Origin of the sequence: Nonomuraea sp. NPDC003709, assembly GCF_040610775.1 — a bacterium.
Lineage (GTDB): Bacteria > Actinomycetota > Actinomycetes > Streptosporangiales > Streptosporangiaceae > Nonomuraea > Nonomuraea angiospora_A.
Genome location: NZ_JBEXMW010000002.1, coordinates 746,294 through 767,982, shown reverse-complemented (window position 1 = coordinate 767,982; position 21,689 = coordinate 746,294). Strand labels below are relative to the sequence as shown.

Annotated in this window: 19 protein-coding genes; 7 read left to right on the top strand and 12 right to left on the bottom strand. The window is 70.3% G+C overall.

All coding sequences use genetic code 11. The features are described from left to right. Positions 1–55: 55 nt before the first annotated feature. Both ABZX61_RS08025 and ABZX61_RS08020 read left to right on the top strand, forming a co-directional pair. A complete protein-coding gene (locus tag ABZX61_RS08025) occupies positions 56–709 on the top strand; it encodes a response regulator transcription factor (RefSeq protein WP_355192497.1) in 654 nt (217 codons plus the stop codon). Beyond that, the gene (locus ABZX61_RS08020; protein WP_355192495.1) at positions 706–1,800 is read left to right on the top strand and encodes an ATP-binding protein; all 1,095 of its coding nucleotides are present in this window, start codon (positions 706–708) and stop codon (positions 1,798–1,800) included. Before ABZX61_RS08025 ends, ABZX61_RS08020 begins: the two co-directional genes overlap by 4 nt. 2 nt (positions 1,801–1,802) lie before the next feature. On the opposite strand, the gene ABZX61_RS08015 is transcribed toward ABZX61_RS08020, so the two are convergent. The 6 genes from ABZX61_RS08015 to ABZX61_RS07990 all read right to left on the bottom strand — a co-directional run bounded on the left by ABZX61_RS08015 (position 1,803) and on the right by ABZX61_RS07990 (position 6,111). Beyond that, on the bottom strand, positions 1,803–2,390 hold the full coding sequence (locus ABZX61_RS08015) for an isochorismatase family protein (protein WP_355192493.1): 588 nt from the start codon (positions 2,388–2,390) through the stop codon (positions 1,803–1,805). A 179-nt stretch (positions 2,391–2,569) separates the two neighbouring features. Beyond that, positions 2,570–3,577, bottom strand: coding sequence for a 1-aminocyclopropane-1-carboxylate deaminase (locus tag ABZX61_RS08010; protein WP_355192491.1), 1,008 nt, complete (start codon positions 3,575–3,577; stop codon positions 2,570–2,572). A 10-nt stretch (positions 3,578–3,587) separates the two neighbouring features. Then, positions 3,588–4,250, bottom strand: a complete 663-nt coding sequence (locus tag ABZX61_RS08005; RefSeq protein ID WP_350740862.1) for a GntR family transcriptional regulator — start codon at positions 4,248–4,250, stop codon at positions 3,588–3,590. Between the two features lie 69 nt (positions 4,251–4,319). Next, entirely contained in the window at positions 4,320–5,486 is a 1,167-nt protein-coding gene (locus ABZX61_RS08000) for an aminotransferase class I/II-fold pyridoxal phosphate-dependent enzyme (RefSeq protein ID WP_355192489.1), read from the bottom strand. 34 nt (positions 5,487–5,520) lie between these two features. Then, entirely contained in the window at positions 5,521–5,652 is a 132-nt protein-coding gene (locus ABZX61_RS07995) for a hypothetical protein (protein ID WP_355192487.1), read from the bottom strand. 108 nt (positions 5,653–5,760) lie between these two features. Further along, entirely contained in the window at positions 5,761–6,111 is a 351-nt protein-coding gene (locus tag ABZX61_RS07990; protein ID WP_355192485.1) for a DUF1801 domain-containing protein, read from the bottom strand. A gap of 178 nt (positions 6,112–6,289) precedes the next feature. On the opposite strand from ABZX61_RS07990, the gene ABZX61_RS07985 reads away from it, so the two are divergent. The 4 genes from ABZX61_RS07985 (at position 6,290) to ABZX61_RS07970 (ending at position 12,065) form a co-directional block, all read left to right on the top strand. Beyond that, positions 6,290–6,880 (top strand): NAD(P)H-dependent oxidoreductase, encoded by a 591-nt coding sequence (locus tag ABZX61_RS07985; RefSeq protein WP_355192483.1) that lies wholly within the window; start codon positions 6,290–6,292, stop codon positions 6,878–6,880. Positions 6,881–6,912: 32 nt separating this feature from the next. Then, on the top strand, positions 6,913–7,515 hold the full coding sequence (locus ABZX61_RS07980; RefSeq protein WP_355192481.1) for a dihydrofolate reductase family protein: 603 nt from the start codon (positions 6,913–6,915) through the stop codon (positions 7,513–7,515). Between the two features lie 53 nt (positions 7,516–7,568). Then, entirely contained in the window at positions 7,569–8,708 is a 1,140-nt protein-coding gene (locus ABZX61_RS07975) for a serine hydrolase domain-containing protein (protein ID WP_355192479.1), read from the top strand. 87 nt (positions 8,709–8,795) lie between these two features. Further along, the gene (locus tag ABZX61_RS07970) at positions 8,796–12,065 is read left to right on the top strand and encodes a BTAD domain-containing putative transcriptional regulator (protein ID WP_355192477.1); all 3,270 of its coding nucleotides are present in this window, start codon (positions 8,796–8,798) and stop codon (positions 12,063–12,065) included. Here ABZX61_RS07970 and ABZX61_RS07965 read toward each other — a convergent pair. The 6 genes from ABZX61_RS07965 to ABZX61_RS07940 all read right to left on the bottom strand — a co-directional run bounded on the left by ABZX61_RS07965 (position 12,055) and on the right by ABZX61_RS07940 (position 18,397). Beyond that, on the bottom strand, positions 12,055–12,858 hold the full coding sequence (locus tag ABZX61_RS07965) for a carbohydrate ABC transporter permease (protein ID WP_355192475.1): 804 nt from the start codon (positions 12,856–12,858) through the stop codon (positions 12,055–12,057). The genes ABZX61_RS07970 and ABZX61_RS07965 overlap by 11 nt on opposite strands. Further along, a complete protein-coding gene (locus ABZX61_RS07960; RefSeq protein WP_355192473.1) occupies positions 12,855–13,805 on the bottom strand; it encodes a sugar ABC transporter permease in 951 nt (316 codons plus the stop codon). Before ABZX61_RS07960 ends, ABZX61_RS07965 begins: the two co-directional genes overlap by 4 nt. Further along, a complete protein-coding gene (locus ABZX61_RS07955) occupies positions 13,802–15,172 on the bottom strand; it encodes an extracellular solute-binding protein (protein WP_355192471.1) in 1,371 nt (456 codons plus the stop codon). The genes ABZX61_RS07960 and ABZX61_RS07955 overlap by 4 nt, the downstream gene beginning before the upstream one ends. A 21-nt stretch (positions 15,173–15,193) precedes the next feature. Then, complete coding sequence (locus ABZX61_RS07950; RefSeq protein WP_355192469.1) at positions 15,194–15,649, bottom strand: hypothetical protein; 456 nt, start codon at positions 15,647–15,649, stop codon at positions 15,194–15,196. A 98-nt stretch (positions 15,650–15,747) separates the two neighbouring features. Then, a complete protein-coding gene (locus ABZX61_RS07945; RefSeq protein WP_355192467.1) occupies positions 15,748–17,412 on the bottom strand; it encodes a substrate-binding domain-containing protein in 1,665 nt (554 codons plus the stop codon). A gap of 133 nt (positions 17,413–17,545) precedes the next feature. Further along, positions 17,546–18,397 carry an NAD(P)-dependent oxidoreductase gene (locus ABZX61_RS07940; protein ID WP_355192465.1) on the bottom strand — a complete coding sequence of 284 codons (852 nt, stop codon included), beginning with the start codon at positions 18,395–18,397 and terminating at the stop codon, positions 17,546–17,548. Between the two features lie 505 nt (positions 18,398–18,902). Between ABZX61_RS07940 and ABZX61_RS07935 the strand changes: the two genes are divergently transcribed. Further along, positions 18,903–21,683, top strand: coding sequence for a carbohydrate-binding protein (locus ABZX61_RS07935; RefSeq protein WP_355192463.1), 2,781 nt, complete (start codon positions 18,903–18,905; stop codon positions 21,681–21,683). Positions 21,684–21,689 lie beyond the last annotated feature (6 nt).

The following is a 21,689-nucleotide window of genomic DNA, read 5'->3' as shown; positions in this document are numbered from 1 at the left end:
CTGTGAACGGATCCGTTAACGCCGCTGTTACCCCGATTCGGGTACGAACATCGCTATGCGGGTTCTGGTGGCCGAAGACGAACGAGACCTGGCCGATCTCGTGGCGGTGGGGTTGCGTCGCCACGCCATGGCCGTCGACGTGGTGTACGACGGGGTCGCCGCGTCGGAGCGGCTGGCGGTGAGCGACTACGACGTTCTCGTACTGGACCGGGACCTGCCCGAGATGCACGGCGACCTCGTGTGCCGTGAGCTGGTGGCGCGCGGGAGCCGTACACGGATCCTGATGATGACGGCGGCCGCGGCGGTGCCGGAGCGGGTGGCCGGCCTCGGGATGGGGGCCGACGACTACCTGCCCAAGCCGTTCGACTACGCCGAGCTGGTCGCACGGGTGCAGGCGCTGGGGCGGCGCAGCCAGGCGCAGGTGCCGCCGGTGCTGATGCGGCACGGGATCGTGGTCGACACCCACCGGCTGCAGGCGTCGCGGGACGGGCGGCACCTGCATCTGTCGCTCAAGGAGTTCGCCGTCCTTGAGGTGCTGATGAGGGCGGACGGCGCGGTCGTGAGCTCTGAACGGCTGCTCGAAGAGGCATGGGACGAGAACGTCGACCCGTTCACGACGGTGGTGCGGGTCGTGGTCAGCCGCTTACGCGCGAAGCTGGGCGATCCGCCCTGCATCCAGACCGTTCCCGGCGCGGGATACGTGCTGTGACGACGGTCCGGGTACGACTCACCCTGATCTACTCCGGATTGTTCCTGCTGACCTCGACCGTGCTGCTGGTCACGGTCAACCTGCTGCTGCGCCACGCGCTGGACAGGAGGATCGGGCGGATCGGGCCGCTCCCGGTGGCGCCGGCGGCGCCGGCGGGGCCGGGCCTCGCGGACCATCAGCTGCCGACGCTGCCCGATCTGGTGGACGAGGTGATCGACTACCAGTGGGGGGTGACCGTGGCGACGGTCGGAATCCTGACGCTGGTGTCAGTGATCGTCGGCTGGCTGGTCGCCGGGCGGATCCTGCGGCCCGTTCACCGGATCACCGCCACGGCGCAGCGGCTGTCCATGTCGACCCTGCACGAACGCATCGCGCTCAGCGGGCCCAAGGACGAACTGAAGGAACTGGCCGATACGTTCGACGCGATGCTCGACCGCCTCCAACGCTCCGTCGAGGGGCAGCGGCGGTTCATCGCGAACGCGTCCCACGAGCTGCGGACCCCGTTGGCCGTCCAGCGAGCGGCGATCGAGATCGGCCTTCCTGAAGACGTCGGCGAGATCCGCGACAAGCTCCTGTTCCACAACCACCGCACCGAGAGCCTCATCGACGCCCTGCTGGTCCTGGCCCAGGCGGAGCACGGCCTTGAGAAGAGGACACCGGTGGCCCTGGACGAGGTGGTGCTGCTCGTCCTGGCCGAAGGCGGCTCGGACGAGGTCACCGTGACGACGCGGATCGAACCGTCAGTCGTCGACGGGGATCCGATCCTGCTGAGCCGGCTCGTCACGAACCTCGTCGACAACGCGGTTCGCTACAACCATCCCGGCGGAACCGTTGAGGTGACGCTCTCCCGTGGAGTCCTGAAGGTCCGGAACACCGGCCCGCACGTGCCCGAGGAACGTTTCGGCGATCTCTTCGAGCCCTTCCGGCGGCTGCAGACGACCCGTGGACAGGGCGCCGGGCTCGGGTTGTCGATCGTCGCGTCGATCGCGAAGGCTCACGGAGCCGACGTGCGAGCGAGCCCCAACCCGGGGGGCGGGTTGGAGCTCGTCGTGATCTTCGCGGAATCCGAGGATGCGGTGCCTGGCGCCTGAGTTCAGGCGACGACAGGTTCGCCGGTCAGGGCGACACCGGCCCGGCGCATTTCGTCCAGTGCGGTACGCGTGGTGTCGGCGGCGACGCCGGCCGTGTAGTCGAGCAGGACCCGCACCGTGAAGCCCGCGCGCGCTCCGTCGAGTGCCGTGGCCTTCACGCAGTGATCGGTCGCGATGCCGACGACGTCGAGTTCGGCGATGTCACGGGCCTTCAGCCAGGCGGACAGTGTCGTGCCGTCCTGGGCCGAGCCCTCGAAACCGCTCTTGGAGGCGGAGTGGGCGCCCTTGTAGAAGACCTCGTCGACGTGCCCGGAGTCGACGGCGGGCGCGAAATTCGGATGGAACTCGCCTCCCTCACTGCCGACGACGCAATGCACGGGGAATGAGTCGTGGAAGTCGGGGTTGTCGGAGAAGTGGGCGCCCGGATCGATGTGGTGGTCACGGGTGGCGAGGACGAAGGCATACTGCCCATCGGCGCGCCGGACCAGCTCGGCGATGGCGGCGGCTCGATCCGCGCCACCCTTCACCGGAACGCTGCCGCCCTCGCAGAAGTCCTTCTGCACATCGACGATGATCAGTGCACGACTCACGGAAATCCCCTTTCCTCGGGTGAGTCACATCCATCCAATTGTGACATTGAGTGCAAGCAACCTCACTATACGTGTTCATGTCAGGGGGTAGAAGGGAGCGCGCCGCTCGTTCGCCCGTCTCCCGCGGGAGCCGCAACCTGCCGTTCGAGCAGCCGATGGCGCTCGGCTCGGCCCAACGCTCAGCGGAAGACGCCGCTGTAGGCGTTGAGGGCGGGCTGGCCGCCGAGGTGGGCGTACAGGACGTTGGAGTCCTTGGGAATCTCGCCGCTGCCGACCAGGTCGATGAGCCCGGCCATCGACTTGCCCTCGTAGACAGGGTCGATGATCATGCCTTCCAGCCGTCCGGTGAGCCTGATGGCGTCGAGGGTGGACTGCACGGGGATGCCGTACCTGTCGCCGGCCCAGCCTTCCAGCACCGTGATCTCCTCCTCGTGCAGGTCCCGGCCCAGGCCGATGAGTTCGGCCGTGGCGCGGGCGATCTTCGCCACCTGGGCACGCGTCTCGGCGAGCTTGGCCGAGCCGTCGATGCCCAGCACGCGCCGGGGACGATCCTGGCCCGCGAAGCCGGCGATCATGCCTGCCTGGGTGCTCCCGGTGACGCTGCACACCACGATGGTGTCGAAGAAGACGTCGAGCTCGCGTTCCTGCCGCTGCACTTCGTACGCCCAGTTGACGAAGCCGAGACCGCCCAGCGGATGGTCGGACGCTCCGGCGGGGATCGCGTACGGGCGGCCGCCGGCGGCCGTGACCCCCTCCAGGGCTTCGTGCCAGCTGTCCTTGAGCCCGATCCCGAAATCGGCCTGGACCAGGCGGACGTCGGCGCCCATGATGCGCGACAGCAGGATGTTGCCGACCTTGTCGTTGACCGCGTCCGGCCAGTCCACCCAGCTCTCCTGCACGAGTACGGCCTTCAGCCCGACCTTGGCGGCGACCGCGGCCACCTGCCGGGTGTGGTTGGACTGCACTCCCCCGATGCTGACCAGGGTGTCCGCGCCCTGGGCGAGGGCGTCGGGGATCAGGTACTCCAGCTTGCGGGTCTTGTTCCCGCCGAACGCCAGCCCGCTGTTGCAGTCCTCCCGCTTGGCCCAGACGCGGGCTCCGCCGAGGTGGTCGCTGAGCCGGTCGAGGCGGTGGACGGGGCTGGGACCGAAGAGCAGCGGATAGCGCTCGAAATCGTCGATGGACATGTACGGCTCCTCAGGTTGAAGGCTCGTTCTCGGAAGCGGCGGGCATGGCATCGAGGAGTGGGACCAGGGTCCCCCAGTTGGCGCGTACGGCGAGCGCCGCCCCCTCCACGTCGCCGGCCGCGCACAACGCGATGATCCGTTCGTGTTGCGCGACCGACCCCCGGCCGCTCAGGGAGGAGAACCGCATCCGCTCCACGCGCCGCAGCACCGGCGTGAACTGGTCAAGAACGGCACGTATCGCATGATTCGCGGACGCGATCACCGGGATGCCGTGGAAGGCGTCATCGGCGGCGAGCGCCGCGTCCGCGTCGTCGCGGCGCAAGGCATCGGCGAAACGCGCGTTGGCCTCGCGCATGGCGTCGAGTTCGCCGGCGGACAGATTCGGCAGCGCCTCCCGTACGGCGAGCTCGTGCATGGCGGCCGTCACCGACTGGGCGGCGCGCACGGACCGGACGTCCACCGTGCTGACGATGGTGTAGCGGCCGGGCTTGGTCCGCACCAGCCCGGCCTGCTCCAGACGCGTCAGCGCCTCCCGGACGGGAGTGCGGCTCACGCCCAGCCACTGTGCCAGATCGCCGTCGTTGAGACGTTCACCCGGGGCGAGCGTGCCATCGACGATGGCGTCTCGGATGGCGCGATAGGCGTTCTCCCGGAGAAGCGACCTGGCGACCACTCCTCGGCTCTGTGGAACCGGCATGCAATATATTGCATGACGCATGTCGCGAGGAGTCAAGCCCCCGTCTCAGAAACGCCCGGCTGGGTGAAGGAGGCCGCTGGCGCAGATGCGGCGGATTCCTTCACCCAGGTCGTCGGCGGAGGCCGCGAGCGACAGGCGGATGTACTCGCCCGAGCGTTCGCCGAAGGCCGGGCCGGGGCCGACCGCGACGCCGTGCTCGGTGATCAGTCTCTTGGCGATCTCCATGCCGTCGAGATCCCGGTTGCCGGTGCGCATCCACAGGTAGAAGGCGCCCTGCGTCCGGTAGACGTCGAAGCCGTGGGCGGCGAACTCCCCGACGGCGAGGTCGCGGTTGGCCCGATAGGTCGCGACCATCGCGCGCTGCTCGTCTTGCGGCCCGGTGAGCGCGGCCCGTGCCGCGTACTGACCCGGTGTGCTGATGCAGGAGACCATCGGCTCCTGCAACCGCGTGATGATCTCCGCGAGCGACGGCGGCGCCGCCAGGTAGCCGATGCGCCAGCCGGTCATCGCGTACGTCTTGGAGAAGGTGAACACCGAGATCGTCCGCTCCGCGCCGCCGACGGCCGCCGTGGAGGCGAAGGTGTCGTCGAACACGACCTGGTCGTAGCACTCGTCGGAGACGATCCACAGGTCGTTCCGCTCGGCGAAGGCGATCAGCTCCGCGAGGGTCCCGGCCGGGAACACCGACCCCACGGGGTTGGACGGCGAGTTCAGCATCAGCACCTTGGTGCGCGGCGTCACGAGCCGTTCCAGCTCGGCGAGGTCGGGGAGGAACCCGCTCTCGGGCGCCAGGGAGTAGGCCGTGGTGGAGGCGCCGAGGATCTTCCCGAACGCGATGTAGTTGGGCCAGGCCGGGTCCGGGATCAGGATGTCGTCGCCCGGCTCGACCAGCGCGGTGAGCGTGGCGAACAGCGCCTGCACCCCGCCGGCCGTGACCACGATGTCCTCGGGGCGGGCGTCGAACCCGTTGACCCGCTTGATCTTGTCGCTGAGCGCCGCCCGCAGTTCGGGGATCCCGGCGTTGGCCGTGTACTTGGTCCGCCCCGCCGCCGCGGCCTCGTCGGCCGCGCGCACCACGTGCGCGGGCGTCGGGAAGCCGGGCTCGCCGATCTCCAGCCGGATCAGGTCCGGGCGGGTGCCGGACATCGCCGGATCCATGATCGTACGGATGCCGTTGTGCTTCATGCCTGCGACGGCGGGGGCAGCGCGCATGCTTGGCTCTTTCCTGGAGGACCGCGTCCGGCGGTCAGTGAATGCTGCGGAGGAACTGCTCGGTGCGCTCGTGCCGGGGGTGGTCGAAGAACTCCTCCGGCGAGGCCGACTCGACGATGCACCCCTGGTGCATGAACACGACCCCGGGCACAGGATCGGGGGACACGACCAGCAGCGGGGTCGTCGGGTGCCACGCGCGGATGATGTCCAGGAAGCCAGTGAACGGGTCCAGCAGCGCGCTGCCACCGAGCTCCAGGGGCGCTGAGCCCGAGGACTATTCCTGATCGAGCGCGACCGCCTGCCGGATGTAGCCACGCAATGCGTCATGGTTGAGGGCGTCCGGGCTCTTGAGCTTGACGTGCCTGGTGGTCTTCCCCACACCCTCCAGCAGGCCGTGGTCGTCGTCGAACTCCGCGCCTCGCGCGAACGCGAACGTGATGTGCGTCTTGCTGTGGCTGATGATCGCGAGGATGGTGCGGCCCTTCCACGCGGGGGAGCCGCGGCTGATCACCTCCGATGCGTCCGGCGCACCCTCGGCCATGAGCTCTCGCAGGATACGGACGATGGTCTGGTGCTGTGGCAGCAGCTTGGTCCGAACGAACTCATCTACGTCGGCACTGGACATGGCACGGCCCTTCTCGGCTACGGGTGCTTCGATGCGCCGCCCATGGTGCGAGGTGGTCTTTACGGTTTGTTTACGCTCACCGCGACATCCCGGTCCGCTGGAGGGCGAAAGAGCGTAAACAGACCGAAGGCGCCTTCGCGCAGGGTTGAGCACGACACGAACCCGAGGGAGGCCCGAGATGCCGGACGCCACACCACTGCGGCTGGTGATCATCATCGGCAGCATCCGCCGCGGGCGGTTCGGCCCGACCGCGGCTTCCTGGTTCGTCGCCCAGGCCCGCACGCGCCGGGAGCTGAACATCGATCTCGTCGACCTGGCCACGGCAGGTCTGCCCGACACCCTCACCGATCAGGACGAGCTCGTCCCGGAGCCGGTACGGGCCCTTGCTCCCAGGCTGGCCGCCGCCGACGCGTTCGTGGTGGTCACACCGGAGTACAACCGGAGTTTCCCCGCTCCGCTCAAGACCGCCATCGACTGGTTCTACGAGGAGTGGCAGGCCAAGCCCGTCGCCTTCGTCTCCTACGGGAGGGAATCGGGCGGCCTGCACGCCGTAGCCCAGTTGCGTGAGGTGTTCGGCGAACTGCACGCCGTCGCCATCCGCACCCTGGTCAGTCTGCCCTGCTACTGGGAGTTGTTCGCCGCCGACGGCAGCTGGCCCAAACCCACCGCGACGTGCAACAACACGGTCAAGACGACGCTGGACGAGCTGACTTGGTGGGCGTACGCGCTGCGCGAGGCGCGTGCCGTGCGCCCCTACACCTACCGATGATCGCAACCCCGTTACAGCCCCAGGAGCATGCCATGCGCAAAGTGATCGTTTCGGTCTTCGCGACGATGGACGGCGTCCAGCAGGACCCGCACGAGTGGTCCCTCGAGTACGCGACCGCGGAATATGAGGCCTACGCCCGCGACCAGTTGTTCGCCGCGGACGCCCTGCTGATGGGACGGGTTACCTACCAGGGCTTCGCCGAGTCCTGGCCGTCGATGAGCGACGACGGGCCCGCGTCCGACGATTTCACCCGCCGGATCAACACCATGCCGAAGTATGTCGTGTCGACCACACTCGACGACGTCAGCTGGACCAACTCGGCCCTGCTCAAGGGCGATGTCGTCGAGGCGGTGCGCGAGCTCAGGCGGCAACCCGGCAGGGACATCCTGATGTTCGGTTGCGGCGGGCTGGCCCGGACGCTGACTCGGCACGACCTCGTCGACGAGATCCGGGTCTGGATTCATCCTGTCGTCCTGGGGCGTGGAGAGAGCCTGTTCACCGGCTGGAGCGAGACACGGTTCCGCCTGACCGGCACGAAGACGTTCGCATCGGGAGTCGTCGTCCTGGCCCACGAGCCGGTAGCCGCCGACGCTGGAGCAGCAGTGGCTGGAGCCCCGCCCACAGCTCGTCGCTGACCTCCCACGGCTTCAGCGAGAGATCAAAACGCAACGAAAGAGGAAGCATCGCCATGACCGACATTCAGCAGCAGACGCAGGACACCATCGACCAGCTGGTCGGGTCCGGCGTCGAACGGGGCTTGCAGGTCGCCGTCTACCACTGCGGAGAGCTGGTGATCGACGCCGTCGCCGGCCAGGCCGACCCGGTGACCGGCCGGCCGGTCACGCCGGACACGCCGTTCCACGTCACCTCGACCGGCAAGGGGGTGACCTCCACCGTCGTGCACGTGCTCGTGGAACAGGGCGTTGTCACCTACGACACCCCGATCGCGGAGCTGTGGCCGGAGTTCGGCGCGCATGGCAAGGAGCGTGCCACCGTGCGCCACGTGCTCAACCACTCAGCCGGCGTGCCCGGCCTCCCACGGGACACGACACCGGAGGATCTGACCGACTGGGACAGGATGTGCGCGGCGATCGCCGACGCGACACCGTGGTGGGAACCCGGCACCAGGACGGGGTACCACCCGCAGTCGTTCGGCTACATCGCCGGCGAGATCGTGCGCCGGGCCACCGGCCGGCCGATCTCCCAGGTGCTCCGCGATGAGGTGGCCGGGCCTCTGGGGGTGGCGGACGAGCTGTTCTTCGGCGTACCCGCCTCCGAGCTCGGCCGGCAGGCCCGCCTGGAGGAGACGGCGGGCGGCATGGAGCTGACTCCCGACATGATTGCCGCCATGGCCGGGCAGGTGCCGTTCTTCAGGGTCGTGAACGGTTGGACGGCGGCGCCGCCGGCGGCCCTGCCGAGCGCGGCCTTCTGCAACCGCGAGGACGTGCTCGCCGCCGACATCCCCGCGGGCGGCGTCATGACCGCCCGAGCCGTGGCACGCATGTACGCCGCCCTGATGGACGAGGTCGGCGGCGTGCGGCTCATCTCCCCCGAGCGTCTCAGAGAGGTCACCACGGTGACGATCAGCGGGGTCGACGAGGTCACCGGGGCTCCGGCCGCCCGGGGGCTGGGGTACGACATCGGCTTCCCCGGACCGCTCGACAGCCCCACCCTGTTCGGCATGGCCGGAAGCGGGGGGACCGCGGCGTACGCCGACACCGCTACCGGCATGGTCATCGCCGTGGCCAAGAACCGCGTGAGCGCCGGCGACTACAGTACGTTCCACCACATCGGCGCGCTCGTCGCCAAGGCCCTCGGCCCGCGCTGACCGGCGTGCGGCCCCACACCGCCCGCCCAGGGCCGCACGGTCCGGCAGCCGGCGAAATTGTCGCCGGCCCGCGTTATGGTGACGGTCATGCGCTTCGGGGTGCTGGGGCCGCTCGCGGTGTGGCGGGACGACGGCGGCGCCGTCGCGGTGCCGGGTCTGAAGGTCCGGGCCCTGCTGGCGGCCCTGCTGACGCACCACGGGCGGCCGGTGCCCGCCGACCTGCTCATCGATCACTTGTGGGGCGACGATCCGCCGGGCAACGCGCCGGGCGCGTTGTCGGCGAAGGCCTCCTACCTACGCCGGGCAATGGAGGAGGCCGAGCCGGGTGGGCGGGCGCTCGTCGTGTCCCCACCGCCGGGCTATCTGCTCCGCGTCGACGCCGACGCGGTGGACGCCCACCGGTTCGAGAGCCTCACCGCCGAGGCCCGCGAGACGGCCGACCCGCGGGCCAAGGCCGAGCTGCTGTCCGGAGCGCTGGCCCTCTGGCGAGGCCCGGCCTACATCGACTTCGCCGACGAGGCGTTCGCACGCACCACGATCGCGCGCCTGGAGGAGCAGCGTCTCACCGCCATGGAGGACCTGGCCGAGGCCCGGCTCACGCTCGGCATGCACGCCGCGGTCGCGGGCGAGCTCGGCGAGTTGCTGGCCCGCCACCCGCTGCGGGAACGGCCACGCGCCCTGCACATGCTCGCCCTCTACCGGGCCGGGCGACAGGGCGAGGCCCTGAGCAGCTACGAGGAGTCGCGGGCCCATCTTGCCGAGGAGCTCGGCGTGGACCCAGGTCCCGCCCTGGCCGGGCTGCACCGTTCGATCCTGGCTCATGACCCAGGGCTCCACGCGCCGCTCGGCCCCGCGCCGGCGACCAACCTGCCCAATGCCATCACCGACCTCATCGGCCGCGACGACGCGGTCGCCGAGGTGCGCGCGCTGCTGCGACAACACCGGCTGGTGACGCTCACCGGTTCGGGTGGGGTGGGCAAGACCCGGCTCTCGATCGACGTCGCCGCCCCGATGGCCGAGACGATGGCCGACGGCGCGTGGCTCGTCGAGCTGGGCGCGTTGCGGCCCGGCCTGCCTGATGCGATGGGGTCGCTCACCGACCTGGTGATGGCGGTCCTGGACATCCACGACGGCGGCGCCGGACCGCAGGAAGCTCCCGCCGACCGGCTCGCCAGAGCCCTGCGCGCCAGGCGGCTGCTGCTGGTGCTGGACAACTGCGAGCACGTGATCGAGCCGGTCGCGGAGCTCGCCGACCTCCTGCTGCGCGCCGTGCCCGGACTGCGTGTCCTGGCGACCAGCCGGGAGCCGCTCGGCCTGGCGGGTGAGGTGGTCTGGCCCGTGCCGGCGCTGGAGGTGCCCGGCCCCGGCGACGACACCGACCCGGCGACGTTGGGGCGGTTCAGCGCGGTGCGGCTGTTCGTGGCGCGTACGGCCGCCGCAGCGCACGGGTTCGCCCTCGCCCCGGACAACGCGGAGGCCGTCGCGGTGCTGTGCCGCAGGCTGGACGGCATCCCCCTGGCATTGGAGCTGGCCGCCACCCGCGTGCGCACGCTGGGGATGCACGGCCTGCTTGCCAGGCTCGACGATCGGTTCCGGCTGCTGACGACAGGACACCGAGGTGCTCCGCCACGGCAGCAGACACTCATGGCGATGATCGACTGGAGCTGGCAGTTGCTCACCGAGGCCGAGCGCACGGTGCTGCGCCGCCTGGCCGTCCACGCCGACGGGTGCACCATGGAGGCCGCCCAGGCGGTCTGCGCGGACGACGGCGTGCGCCCCGACGAGGTGCTCGACATCCTGGCGCGCCTGGTGGACCGGTCGCTCGTGGTCGTGTCCGACCGTCGCCACGACGATCCCCGCTACCGGCTCCTGGAGTCGGTGGCCGTCTACTGCACCGAACGCATGCACGAGGCCGGCGAGCTCCAGCAGATCAGGCGGCGCCACCGCACCCACTACACCCAGCTGGCCGAGCTGGCCGAACCCCATCTCTACGGCCCCGACCAGCGGCGCTGGCTGCAGCGGCTGGACGCCGAGGCAGCCAATCTGCACGACGCGCTCGACGACGCGGCCCGGCAGGGCGCGGCCGACCTCGCGCTGCGCCTGGCCAACGCGCTGGCCTGGTACTGGTTCCTGCGCGGCCGCCTGGCAGAAGCAGGGCGGTCGTTCCAGGCGGCGCTGGACGCCCGGGGTGAGGCGCCCCGGGCCGCCCGAGCCAGAGCCATGGCCTGGCACACCGGCATGTCGTTCCTGCGGGGTGAGATCGCCGGCTGGCCGGCCCGGCACGAGGCGGTGTTGGATGCCTACGAAGGGGTGGCGGACGAGCCGGGGCAGGCCAGGGCCAAGTGGTTCCTCGCGTTCGCCGAGGTCGACCTCGGCGATGTGGTCGCCACCGGGGAGTTGATCGACCGGGCTCTGACCACGTTCCGCGCCGTCGACGATCAGTGGGGAGTGGCGGCCGCGCTCAGCCTGCGGGCCAAACACGCGCACGTGAAAAGCGACTCCGGCGCGCTCGAGCGTGACGGCGCGCAGAGCGCGGCGCTGTTCCGCCGGCTCGGTGACCGGTGGGGGCTGCTGCAGGCCACCGAGTGGCTCGGCGCCCACGCCGTTCTGATCGGCGACTACGAGCAGGCGACCCGCCTGCACCGAGACGGGCTGCGCATGGCCGGAGAGCTCGGGCTCTGGCCCGAGTTCTCCGGGCGCCTGTCCTGGCTGGGCTGGATCGCCATGGAATGCGGCGACTACCCGTCGGCGCGTGAGCACTGCGAGCGGGGGCTTCGGCTCGCCACGGAGCAGGGCTCCCCCCTCGGCGCCGTGTTCGCGGAGATGGGGCTCGCCTTCTCCGCTCGCCGGGAGGGCGACCTGGACGCGGCCGAGGCCCACTTGCTGCACCTGATGGACGCCGCCCGGCACCACACCGGACCAGGACACCCTCTGTATGCGCCGAGCGTCCTTGTCGAACTCGGCTATGTCGAGGAGCTGCGCGGCAACACCGCAGGGGCCATGGCTCGGCACATGGAAGCCTTCGCCATCGCACGAGACCTGAGCGCGGGAGCGGACATCGCACAGGCGCTGTCCGGCCTCGCGGGCGCCTGCGCACTCGACGGCCACCCTCACGAGGCCGCCCAACTGCTCGGAGCAGCCGCCGCGGCCCGCGAGTCGATCCCGAAGGCGGTCACGCCTGCCCAACAGGGCGACCTGGACAGGATCGCCCTCGCGGCCCGTGCCGCACTCGGCGAGGAGGCGTACGCCGCGGCGTACGCGCACGGCCGCGCGCTCCGCCCCGACGAGGCCCGCGCCCTCCTTGACCGACCCGGACGATTCGTGACAGCTTCGCCACCCCCGGTGGTCAGCCCTTGATCGCCCCCACCAGCCCGTTGACGAAGTAGCGCTGCAGAAGCAGGAAGAGCGCGATCACCGGAAGCACCGTGATCAGGGAGGCGGCCATGACCTCGTTGTAGCGCGGCACCTCGCTGGAGATGAGCGACTCCAGCCCCAGCGGCAGCGTGAACCGCGACCGGTCCGAGAGTGACACCCGCGTCAGCACGTATTCGTTCCACGTCGGCACCGCCGTCAGCACGGCAACGGTGATGTGCGCCGGCTTGGCGAGCGGCAGATACACCGACCAGAAGACCCGCGCCTCCCCCGCGCCGTCCGACCTGGCGGCCTCGCGCAGCTCGCGTGGGATGGAACCGTAGCTGTTGGTCAGCAGCAGCACCGTCAGCGGCGCGGTGCCGTTGACGAAGGGGAGCACCAGCCCCAGGTGGGTGCCCAGCAGGCCGAGGTTCTTCTCCAGGATCACCACCGGCAGCAGCACCGTGATGCCGGGCACGAACAGGAGCGCCACGAAGAACCAGTACAGGAAGCGGCGGCCGGGGAAATCCAGGACGGCGAAGGCGTAGGAGGCCAGGCTGTAGACCACCAGCACGCCGATCACGGTCATCGCCGTGACCTGGAGGCTGTTGAGGAAGTAGTCCAGGAAGTGCAACCGGCCCCACGTGGCGATGAGGGTGTCCAGCGTGGGCTCACGCGGCAGCAGGTTGTGTTCGAGGACCTCGCCGCGGGTCTTGAAGGCGCCCGACACCATCCACAGGAACGGATACATGCTGATCAGCGCATAGACGATCAGCCCGGCACAGGCGAAACGCTTCACTGGGCCCTCCGGAGCAGGCGCGCGTTGGCCAGGGTCAGCAGGACGGCTCCCGCGAACAGCAGCCAGCCCAGCGCGCTCGCGTGGCCGAGCGAGGGCGCCAGGCCCTTCATGAAAGCCAGCCGGTACGCCATCAGCCCCAGCACGTCGGTGTGCCCGCCGGGCCCGCCGTTGGTCGCGATCAGGAAGATCTGGAAGCCGTGCAGCGTGTCGCGGACGCCCAGCAGCACGATGGCCATGGTGATGGGCCTCAGCAGCGGCCAGATGATGCGCCGCAGCACGTGCCAGGAGCCGGCGCCGTCGATCTGCGCCGCCTCGACGAGGCTGCGGTCGATGGCCTGCAGCCCGCTGAGGTAGAGCAGCGTGGCCACCGGCACGCTCGACCACACCAGAATGACGATCAACGTCGGCAGCGCGGTGTCCGGGTTGCCGAGGAAGCCCTGCGGCTGCCGCAGGCTGCCCAGGCCCAGCGAGCCGAGCAGCAGGTTGAGCGCGCCGTCGGGCGCCAGCACGTAACGCCAGGCGAAGTAGACGGCGATACCGCTGGTCACGTACGGCAGGAAGTAGACGGAGCGGAGAACGCCACGCAGGCGGGTGATGGAGTTCAGCATCACCGCGAGCGGGAGGGAGACGGCCACGGTCAGCAGCGGCACGGCGACCATGACCTGCGCCGTGTTCCCCGCGGCCCGGCGCAGGTCGCCGGTGAGCGACGGGTCCGCGTACAGAAGGTCGGCATAGTTGCCCAGCCCGGCCCAGCGCCACTCGGGGGTGAAACCGTTCCATTTGGCGAAGCTCAGCAGGAACCCGCTGACGATCGTGTAGGCGCCCATCAGCAGGAACAACGCGACTGCGGGCGCGACGAAGGCCCATCCGATCAGCCGGCGCCGCCACCGCGCGGGCGGCTGCTCGCGCAGCCTCCGCGCGGGGAGCTCGACGGAGGTCGTGCTCACTCGGTGGACTTCCACATCGACGCCATGATCTTGTCCAGCTCGGTGCCCGCCTGCTGTGGGCCGACCTCCCCCAGCGGTGTCAGCCGTACGGTCAGGTCACCCGGCTTGACCTGGTCCCAGTCGGAGGGGAAGAAGCTGTCGTCGGCCGCCTCGTAGCTGCTTTCCGGCGGCCCGGTGAAGTACTTCTGGAGCGCGGCCAGGTCCTTGCCGAGCAGCGACTCCGCCTGCGTGCCCAGGTCCGTGGAGGGCAGGTCGAGGGACTCCTTGGCCACCATGCCCGCACCCTCGGGCGAGGTCACCCAGTCGATCCACTTGACGGCGGCCTCGCGGTTGCGCGTCGTGGCCGTCACACCGAGCCCGGTCAGCGCCAGCGGCGCCATCGAGATCTGCTTGTGCGTGCCCTCGGCCGACGCCGGGATGGGGAAGGCGAGCACCTTGTCGGGGCTCATCCCGTTCTGCGCGAGGAAGGCCAGCGTGAACGTGCCGCCCACGTCGAAGGCCGACTTACCTTGCGCGAAGGCGATGTCGGCCTCGTCGATGCCGAGCGTCGTGGCACCGGGCATCCAGTACGGCGTCAGCCTGGCATACGTCTCCAGCGTCCTGACGCCGTCCGGCGAAGCGAAGCCCTGTGTGGTGCCCTTGCCGAACAGCGCCTGGAAACGCTCCTTGCCGAGGTAGGCGAAGGCCAGCGGCTGATAGATCCAGTTGAAGCCGGTCTGGGAGATCTTCAGCCCCAGCGACAGCCCGCCCTGGCTCTTACCGGTCGTGGCCTCCAGCGCCTTCAGGAACTCCTCCCACGACTTCGGCGGGGTGTCCGGATCGAGCCCGGCCGCCCGGAGCTTGTCCTTGTTGGCGTAGACGATGCCGAAGGCGCCCGCCGTGAACGGCACGGAGAAGCGCTGCCCGGCCTTGCCGTTCTTGATGGGCGAGTCGGCGGCCACCGAGTCGATCTTCTTCTGCGTCAGCACGCCGCTCTCACGCGTGGAGGGCAGCAGGCGCTGCTTCCACCCGTCGGTGACATCGGCCGCCAGGTCCTGCAGCAAGCCCGACGAGCCCATCTCGAAGTCCTCGCCGGACGAATGCACCTCCAGCACGTCCGGCAGGCCGTTGGTCTGCGCGGCGCTCTGGACCTTGCTGACGAACACGTCGTCGGGGGTCACCGCCTCGACCGTGACGCTGATGCCCGTCTTGGCCTTGAACTGCGCCGCCGCCTTGTTCAAGGCGTCGGCGTGCGACTTCTTGAACGTCCACATCCGCAGCGACTGCCCGGCTTGCCCCTGCCCGCCTCCGCCGCCGCTCGAGCAGGCGGCGAGTCCCATCACGAGCGCCACGGCCAGACCGAGCGCGCGCTTGCCCACCGTTGTCATCGGTCTTCCCTTCCCGTACGGCTAGCGCACGCTCTCGAACTTCTCGACCCAGTACCGCGTGCGGCCCAGGTAGGCCGTCTCGGCGGCCCTGCCCTGCTTGCCGTAGGCGCCCTGGAAGGTCTGGTAGCCGTGACCGGGCGGCGGGGTGCGGTCGGCGGACTCGATGACCGAACCCTCGTGCCACTCGTTGAAGGAGGTAACCGACACCCAGGTCGGCGAGCCACCGATGGCCGGGTCGCCGGAGTCATAGGCGCCCAGGGCGGGGTGGAGGTCGGCGCCGACATCCTCCGGCGGGGTGTGGCCGCCCTGCTGCCAGTGACGCCACTCGCCGCTTCCGGCGGGCGTGCCGTACCAGGGGTAGGAGAACAGGTGCACGTTGCTCGACAGGTTCGCTGCGGCGGCCGGCGCCACCTGCGGCGACCAGGCCAGGGCCGCCAGGATGAGCGCAAGGGCGAGATTCCGACGTTTTGCGATCACGGCGTCCTTTCGGGGGGAGAAGGATGCTCCAGGCGCGCGCAAATCGTTAAGATCTCTCGAAATCTACACGTAACGATTGCGGTGTCAAGAGTTCGCCCTCAGGCGGATTGACGCCGTACGAGGCGCGCGGGCACGACCAGCTCGGTGGACGGCTCGTCGATGGCCTCGCGCAGCCGTTCCAGCAGCCGCACGGCCGTGGCCTGGCCTATCTCGCGGGCCGGGTTGGCCATGGTGGTCAGGCCGGGTGAGACCATGCCGGCGGCGTCGATGTCGTCGAAGCCCATCACGGCCAGGTCTTCGGGGACGCGCAGGCCCCGTCGAGCCGCCTCGTCCAGGGCCCCGATCGCCATGACGTCGTTCGCGCACAGGAGGGCGTCGGGCGGCTCGGCCAGCTCCAGCAGCCGCGCCACGCCCTCGGCGCCGCCCGCGCGACTGAAGTGGGTGTGGGCCACGAGGGCCCGGTCGGCCGGCGCGCCGGCCTCGGCGAGGGCCGCGCGGTAGCCGGCCACGCGCTCGGCCGCCGGGCCTTCGGCGGCCGGGCCGCACACGAAGGCGATCCTGCGGTAGCCACAGCCGAGCAGGTAGCGGGTGGCCTCGGCCCCGCCCCCCTCGTCATCGCTGTGCACCAGGTCCACTCCGTGCTGGACCAGCCTGCCGCCCAGCCGGACCACCGGGATGCCGGCCTCGATGACCGGCAGCAGGTCCTCGGCGTGGGTGTGGAACACGGCGAAGGCCAGCCCGTCGACCTGGCGGGCGATCATGTGCTCGATCGCGGCCTGCTCGGTGCGCCGGACGCCGTCGGTGTTGCTGATGATCTGGTCGTAGCCCTCCGGGCCGAGCACGTCCTGAAGGCCGCGGGCCAGCGCCGGGTAGAAGGGGTTGGTGATGTCGGGAATGATCAGCCCGATGGTCTGGCTGCGGCTGGTGCGCAGTCCTCGGGCCAGGACGTTGGGCCGGTAACCGAGCTCCTCGATGGCTTGCAGCACGCGCTGCCGCGTCTCCTCCGCCACCGGGCGGCGGCGGTTGAGCGTGTGGGACACGGTCGTCGCGCTCACCCCTGCCAGCTCGGCGACCCGCCGGATGCTCGGCCGCTCGCCGCGGAGTGCGCGCGAGTGCTCCTCGGGGACCGGCGGAGCGTGATGTGCCGCCGGCGCCCGATGGTGCAGGAGGCTCTCGAACGCGCCGCCCAGGACCGCGTACGTCTCCTCCAGCATGCGCACGCCTCGCGCGACGGCCTCGGCGGGTGGCACCCGCTCGGCCGCCTCCAGCAGGATCGACTCCCACACCTGCCGCAGGGGCCCGAGCGCGGCGACGGCCAGGATCCGCGGCCTGAGGCCGCCGCCCGCCTCCTCCACCAACGCCTCGGCCAGCGCGCGCTCGCGCGCCGCGAACAGCTCCCGGCCGTAGGCGCGCAGCGTCTCGCTGTCGCGGTGGATCCGGCCGAACAGCGCCAGGTCACCGGCCGGCTCGGCACGCAGCAGCCGGCTCAGCGCGACCAGCACCCGCCCGCCGGGCGGGCGCTGCCGCACGACCTCGGCGGGGTCGCCGGCCAGCAGCGGCTCGTGCTCGAAGAACAGCTGCTCCTTGGTGGGGAAGTGGTTGAACACGGTCTTGGCCGACACGTCGGCCGCCTCCGCGACCTCGTTGACCGTGACCGCGTCGAACCCCCGCAGGGCGAACAGGCGCAGCGCCGCCTCCGCCATGGCGCGCCGGGTCTCGGCCTTCTTCCGCTCACGGCGGCCCTGCGGCTGCTGGATCAGCATGCGGTGATATTACATCGGCATAATCCTTTCAGCCGCTGAACTTTTACGACAGGGCGCCTCCAGCCCTCAGTCGGGCTCGTCAGGGTGGCGTGAACCTCCCGGCTCGTCAGGGTGGCGGGAACCTCCCGGCCCGTCACGGCAGCACGTGCCTCGCGGTGAAGCCCAGCACCCGCTCGGCGGCGCGCAGGTCGACCGGAACGGCGCGGCCGGGCAGCGGCGCCCGCCGCTCGCTGCCGGGGTGGAACGCGGCCAGCAGTTCCTCGGTCGGCTCGGACATCAGCGTGTCGGGCGCGGCGACGGCGAGCACGTGGTGGCCCTCGATCGGGCGCGTGACCGCCAGCCAGGCCGCCCGCGCGGCGTCCCGGACGTCCAGGTAGCACCACAACTCCCTGGCTCCGGCGGCCCGGTCGGCGGCCCACTCCTCCGCCGTGCGCCGGAGCTTGTCCTCCGGCCCGCCCAGCCGGGGGAAGCGCAGCGCGACGGTCGTCATCCCATGCCGGCGGCTCATCATGGCCGCCGTGAGCTCGTCCGTCTGCTTGGACAGCCCGTACGGGTCCTCGACCTGCAACGGGATGTCCTCGTCGACGGGCACGTAGGCCGGGTGCAGCACTCGGTCCGCCCAGGCCAGCCCCAGGGCCGACATGCTGCTGGCGATGGCGGCGCGCCGCACGCCCGCCTGCCCGGCCTCCTCCAGCACCACGAACGTGGCCCTGGTGTTACCGCAGAACACCTCCTCCGGCGTGCCCAGCACGGGCGCGGGGAGCGCGGCGAGGTGGATCACGGCGTCCACGTCGTCCAGCGCCTTCCGCACGATCTCCGGATCGCCCGCGCTGCCCACCACCATGCGATCGAGCGGCAGGCCGCCGGGACCGCGCAGGTCCAGGCCCGTCACCGCCACCTGATGGCGCGCGAGGAGATCGAGGGTGGCCCGGCCGACGCTTCCTGCCGCCCCCGTCACCAGCACCCGCCGTGGAAAGCCGGTCATGTACTCCCCAACGTGCAAACCGATTTGTGAGACGCAGCATGACGGACGAGGCCAGGAGCGTCAAGGTAGGTATAGCGACTGTAAGTTTCGCGTCAAGGAAGCGGATTCCGCCCGCCTGGCCCGCGGACAGCACCCAGTGCGGCGACTCCGAAGTCGGCGGTAAGGAGGCCCGCCGCAACTCTCCGTTCGGCGGCCAGGCGGACGTGGGGACGATTTAATGCCACGGAGCCGACCGGCGCAAGACGGTGGAGCGCTCCAGGCGCAAAATTGCGGATAAGTGTTGATTTTTTACGGATCTTCATCGCCATCAACCGTTCATCGACCGAAATGACAGTTCCTTGACAGGCACATTACGGCGCGGTAAGCATCTGTATTGAGGCCAATTGTCGGAAAATCTCACTGCCAAAACGTCAAGCGCAACCTGGGGCAGCACCCCCAGCCCTACCAGCAAAGCGCGGTCGGCGCGCGCCTTGCCTGACGTCCCCCCGGTCAGGAAAGGAAGCCCATGTCTGCGTGGTCGAGGCTGCTCGTCGCGGCGTCGCTGGTGCTCACCAGCGCGGCGGCGATGGACATCCCTCCCGGCGACTATCAGCAGGTCCAGCTGGCCCTCGGGCCGGCCGAGCTAGGCGAGGCCATGTCCCTCGCGGTCCTGCCCGACAGGTCGGTCCTGCACACCGCCCGCGACGGCACGGTCCGCCACACCGATGCCTCCGGCGCTACCAAGGTGGCGGGCAAGCTCGATGTCTACACCCACGACGAGGAGGGGTTACAGGGCATCGCCGTCGATCCCGGCTTCGCCACCAACCGCCTCGTCTACCTGTACTACTCCCCCAAGCTGAGCACTCCCGCCGGAGACGCCCCCGTGACCGGCACCGAGGCCGACTTCGCGCCCTGGAAGGGCCACCTCAACCTGTCGCGCTTCACCCTCAAGGCCGACAACACCCTCGACCTGGCCAGCGAGAAGGTCGTGCTCGAGGTGCCCAACGACCGAGGCCAGTGCTGCCACGTCGGCGGCGACATCGACTTCGACGGCGCCGGCAACCTCTACCTCACCACCGGCGACGACACCAACCCCTTCGAGTCCAGCGGCTACTCCCCGCTCGACGAGCGCACCGACCGCAACCCGCAGTTCGACGCGCAGCGCTCCTCGGGCAACACCAACGACCTGCGCGGCAAGCTGCTGCGCATCAAGCCGCAGCCGGACGGGACCTACACCATCCCGGCGGGCAACCTCTTCCCGCCCGGCACCGCCAGGACCCGGCCCGAGATCTACGCCATGGGGTTCCGCAACCCCTTCCGCATGTCGGTGGACAAGCCGACGGGCACGGTCTACCTGGGCGACTACGGCCCAGACGCGGGCGCCGCCGACTCCAACCGGGGCCCCGGCGGCCAGGTGGAGTTCGACCGCATCACCGCCCCGGGCAATTACGGCTGGCCGTACTGCACCGGGACGAACACCACCGCCGAGACCTACAACGAGTACACCTTCCCCAGCGGCCCGGCCGGCGCCAGGTACAACTGCGCGGGCGGGCCCGCGAACAACTCCTTCCGCAACACCGGGCTCGCCACGCTGCCGGCGGCCAAACCGAGCTGGATCAAGTACGGCGACGCCGGCGCGCCGCCCGAGTTCGGCGGCGGCTCCGAGTCGCCGATGGGCGGCGACGTCTACCGCTACGACGCGAGCTCGACCTCGACGGTCAAGTTCCCGCAGTCCCTCGACGGCCGCTACTTCGCCATGGAGTTCGGCCGCCAGTGGATCAAGGCGATCGAGGTCAAGAGCGACGGCACACCCGGCGTGATCGAGGACTTCCCCTGGGACGGCACGCAGATCATCGACTCGGAGTTCGGCCCGGACGGCGCCATGTACGTGCTGGACTACGGCACCGGCGGCGGCAACCAGGCGCTGTACCGGATCGAGTACCTCGCCGGCGCCAACCGCAACCCCGTCGCCAAGGCCGCGGCCGACAGGACCTCCGGGCAGGCGCCACTGACTGTGGCCTTCTCCTCGGCCGGCAGTTCCGACCCCGAGGGCGGCGCGCTCACCTACGCGTGGAACTTCGGCGACGGCGCCACCTCCACGCAGGCCAACCCGACCCACGCCTACAGCGCCAACGGCACCTTCCGGCCGACCCTGACCGTACGTGACCCGCAGGGCCTGACCGGGACCGCCAGCCTGGTGATCACGGTCGGCAACACCGCGCCCACCGTGACGTTGACCACCCCGGTCGACGGCCGGCTCTTCTCCTACGGCCAGGCCGTGCCCTTCAAGGTCACCGTCACCGACCCCGAGGATGGCACCGTGGACTGCGCCGGCGTCAAGGTGACGTACCTGGTGGGCCACGACAGCCACACCCATGCGATCACCTCCAGGAACGGCTGCGAGGGATCGATCACCATCCCGGCGGACGGCGAGCACGACGCGGCGGCCAACCTCTACGGCGTCTTCGACGCCGAGTACACCGACAAGGGCGGGCTGACCGGCCACGGCCTCCGCACGCTGCAGCCGGTGCACCGTCAGGCCGAGCACTTCGGCGCCCAGCAGGGCATCCAGGTCGCCAACCACGGCGGGGCCGAGGGCGGCGCGACCGTCGGCTTCACCGACAACGGCGACTGGATCTCCTTCGAGCCCTACCTGCTGGCCGGGGCCACCAGGGTGACCGCCCGGGTCTCCTCCGGCGGCCCCGGCGGCACGGTCGAGGTGCGGGCGGGCTCCTCGACCGGGACGCTGCTGGGCACCCTCACCGTGTCCAACACCGGAGGCTGGGACTCCTTCACCGACGTCTCCGCCGCTCTGAGCAACGCCCCCAGCGGCACGACAAAGCTGTTCCTGGTCTTCAAGGGCGTGTCGGGGCAGGGCAACCTGTTCGATGTGGACGCCTTCACCTTCACCACCGGAGCGCCGCCCGGCACCACGGTCGAGGGCGAGTCGTACACCTCCGGCTCCGGGGTGCAGATCGCGAACCACACCCCCGCCAGCGGCGGCCAGACACTCGGCTACATCGAGAACGGCGACTGGGCAGGCTACTCCGGCGTCACCACCACAGGCGCCAAGACCTTCTCCGCCCGCGTCTCCTCCGCCGGAGCGGGCGGCACCATCCAGATCCGCTCAGGATCGGCCACCGGCACCCTGCTCGGCTCGGTCACCGTACCCGCCACCGGAGGCTGGGAGACCTTCCAGAACGTCTCCACCACCCTGACCGGCACCGCCACCGGACCGCTCTTCCTGGTCTTCACCGGCGGCAGCGGCTTCCTCTTCGACATCGACACCTTCACGATCACCAGGTAGGCGGCG

What these genes read in the sequence shown, in the direction of transcription:
- ABZX61_RS08025 (WP_355192497.1), top strand. Translation starts at nt 56, where the DNA reads ATGCGGGTTCTGGTGGCCGAAGACGAACGAGACCTGGCCGATCTCGTG.
- ABZX61_RS08010 (WP_355192491.1), bottom strand. Translation starts at nt 3,577, where the DNA reads ATGTCCATCGACGATTTCGAGCGCTATCCGCTGCTCTTCGGTCCCAGC.
- ABZX61_RS08000 (WP_355192489.1), bottom strand. Translation starts at nt 5,486, where the DNA reads ATGCGCGCTGCCCCCGCCGTCGCAGGCATGAAGCACAACGGCATCCGT.
- ABZX61_RS07990 (WP_355192485.1), bottom strand. Translation starts at nt 6,111, where the DNA reads ATGTCCAGTGCCGACGTAGATGAGTTCGTTCGGACCAAGCTGCTGCCA.
- ABZX61_RS07985 (WP_355192483.1), top strand. Translation starts at nt 6,290, where the DNA reads ATGCCGGACGCCACACCACTGCGGCTGGTGATCATCATCGGCAGCATC.
- ABZX61_RS07980 (WP_355192481.1), top strand. Translation starts at nt 6,913, where the DNA reads ATGCGCAAAGTGATCGTTTCGGTCTTCGCGACGATGGACGGCGTCCAG.
- ABZX61_RS07975 (WP_355192479.1), top strand. Translation starts at nt 7,569, where the DNA reads ATGACCGACATTCAGCAGCAGACGCAGGACACCATCGACCAGCTGGTC.
- ABZX61_RS07970 (WP_355192477.1), top strand. Translation starts at nt 8,796, where the DNA reads ATGCGCTTCGGGGTGCTGGGGCCGCTCGCGGTGTGGCGGGACGACGGC.
- ABZX61_RS07955 (WP_355192471.1), bottom strand. Translation starts at nt 15,172, where the DNA reads ATGACAACGGTGGGCAAGCGCGCGCTCGGTCTGGCCGTGGCGCTCGTG.
- ABZX61_RS07945 (WP_355192467.1), bottom strand. Translation starts at nt 17,412, where the DNA reads ATGCTGATCCAGCAGCCGCAGGGCCGCCGTGAGCGGAAGAAGGCCGAG.
- ABZX61_RS07940 (WP_355192465.1), bottom strand. Translation starts at nt 18,397, where the DNA reads ATGACCGGCTTTCCACGGCGGGTGCTGGTGACGGGGGCGGCAGGAAGC.
- ABZX61_RS07935 (WP_355192463.1), top strand. Translation starts at nt 18,903, where the DNA reads ATGTCTGCGTGGTCGAGGCTGCTCGTCGCGGCGTCGCTGGTGCTCACC.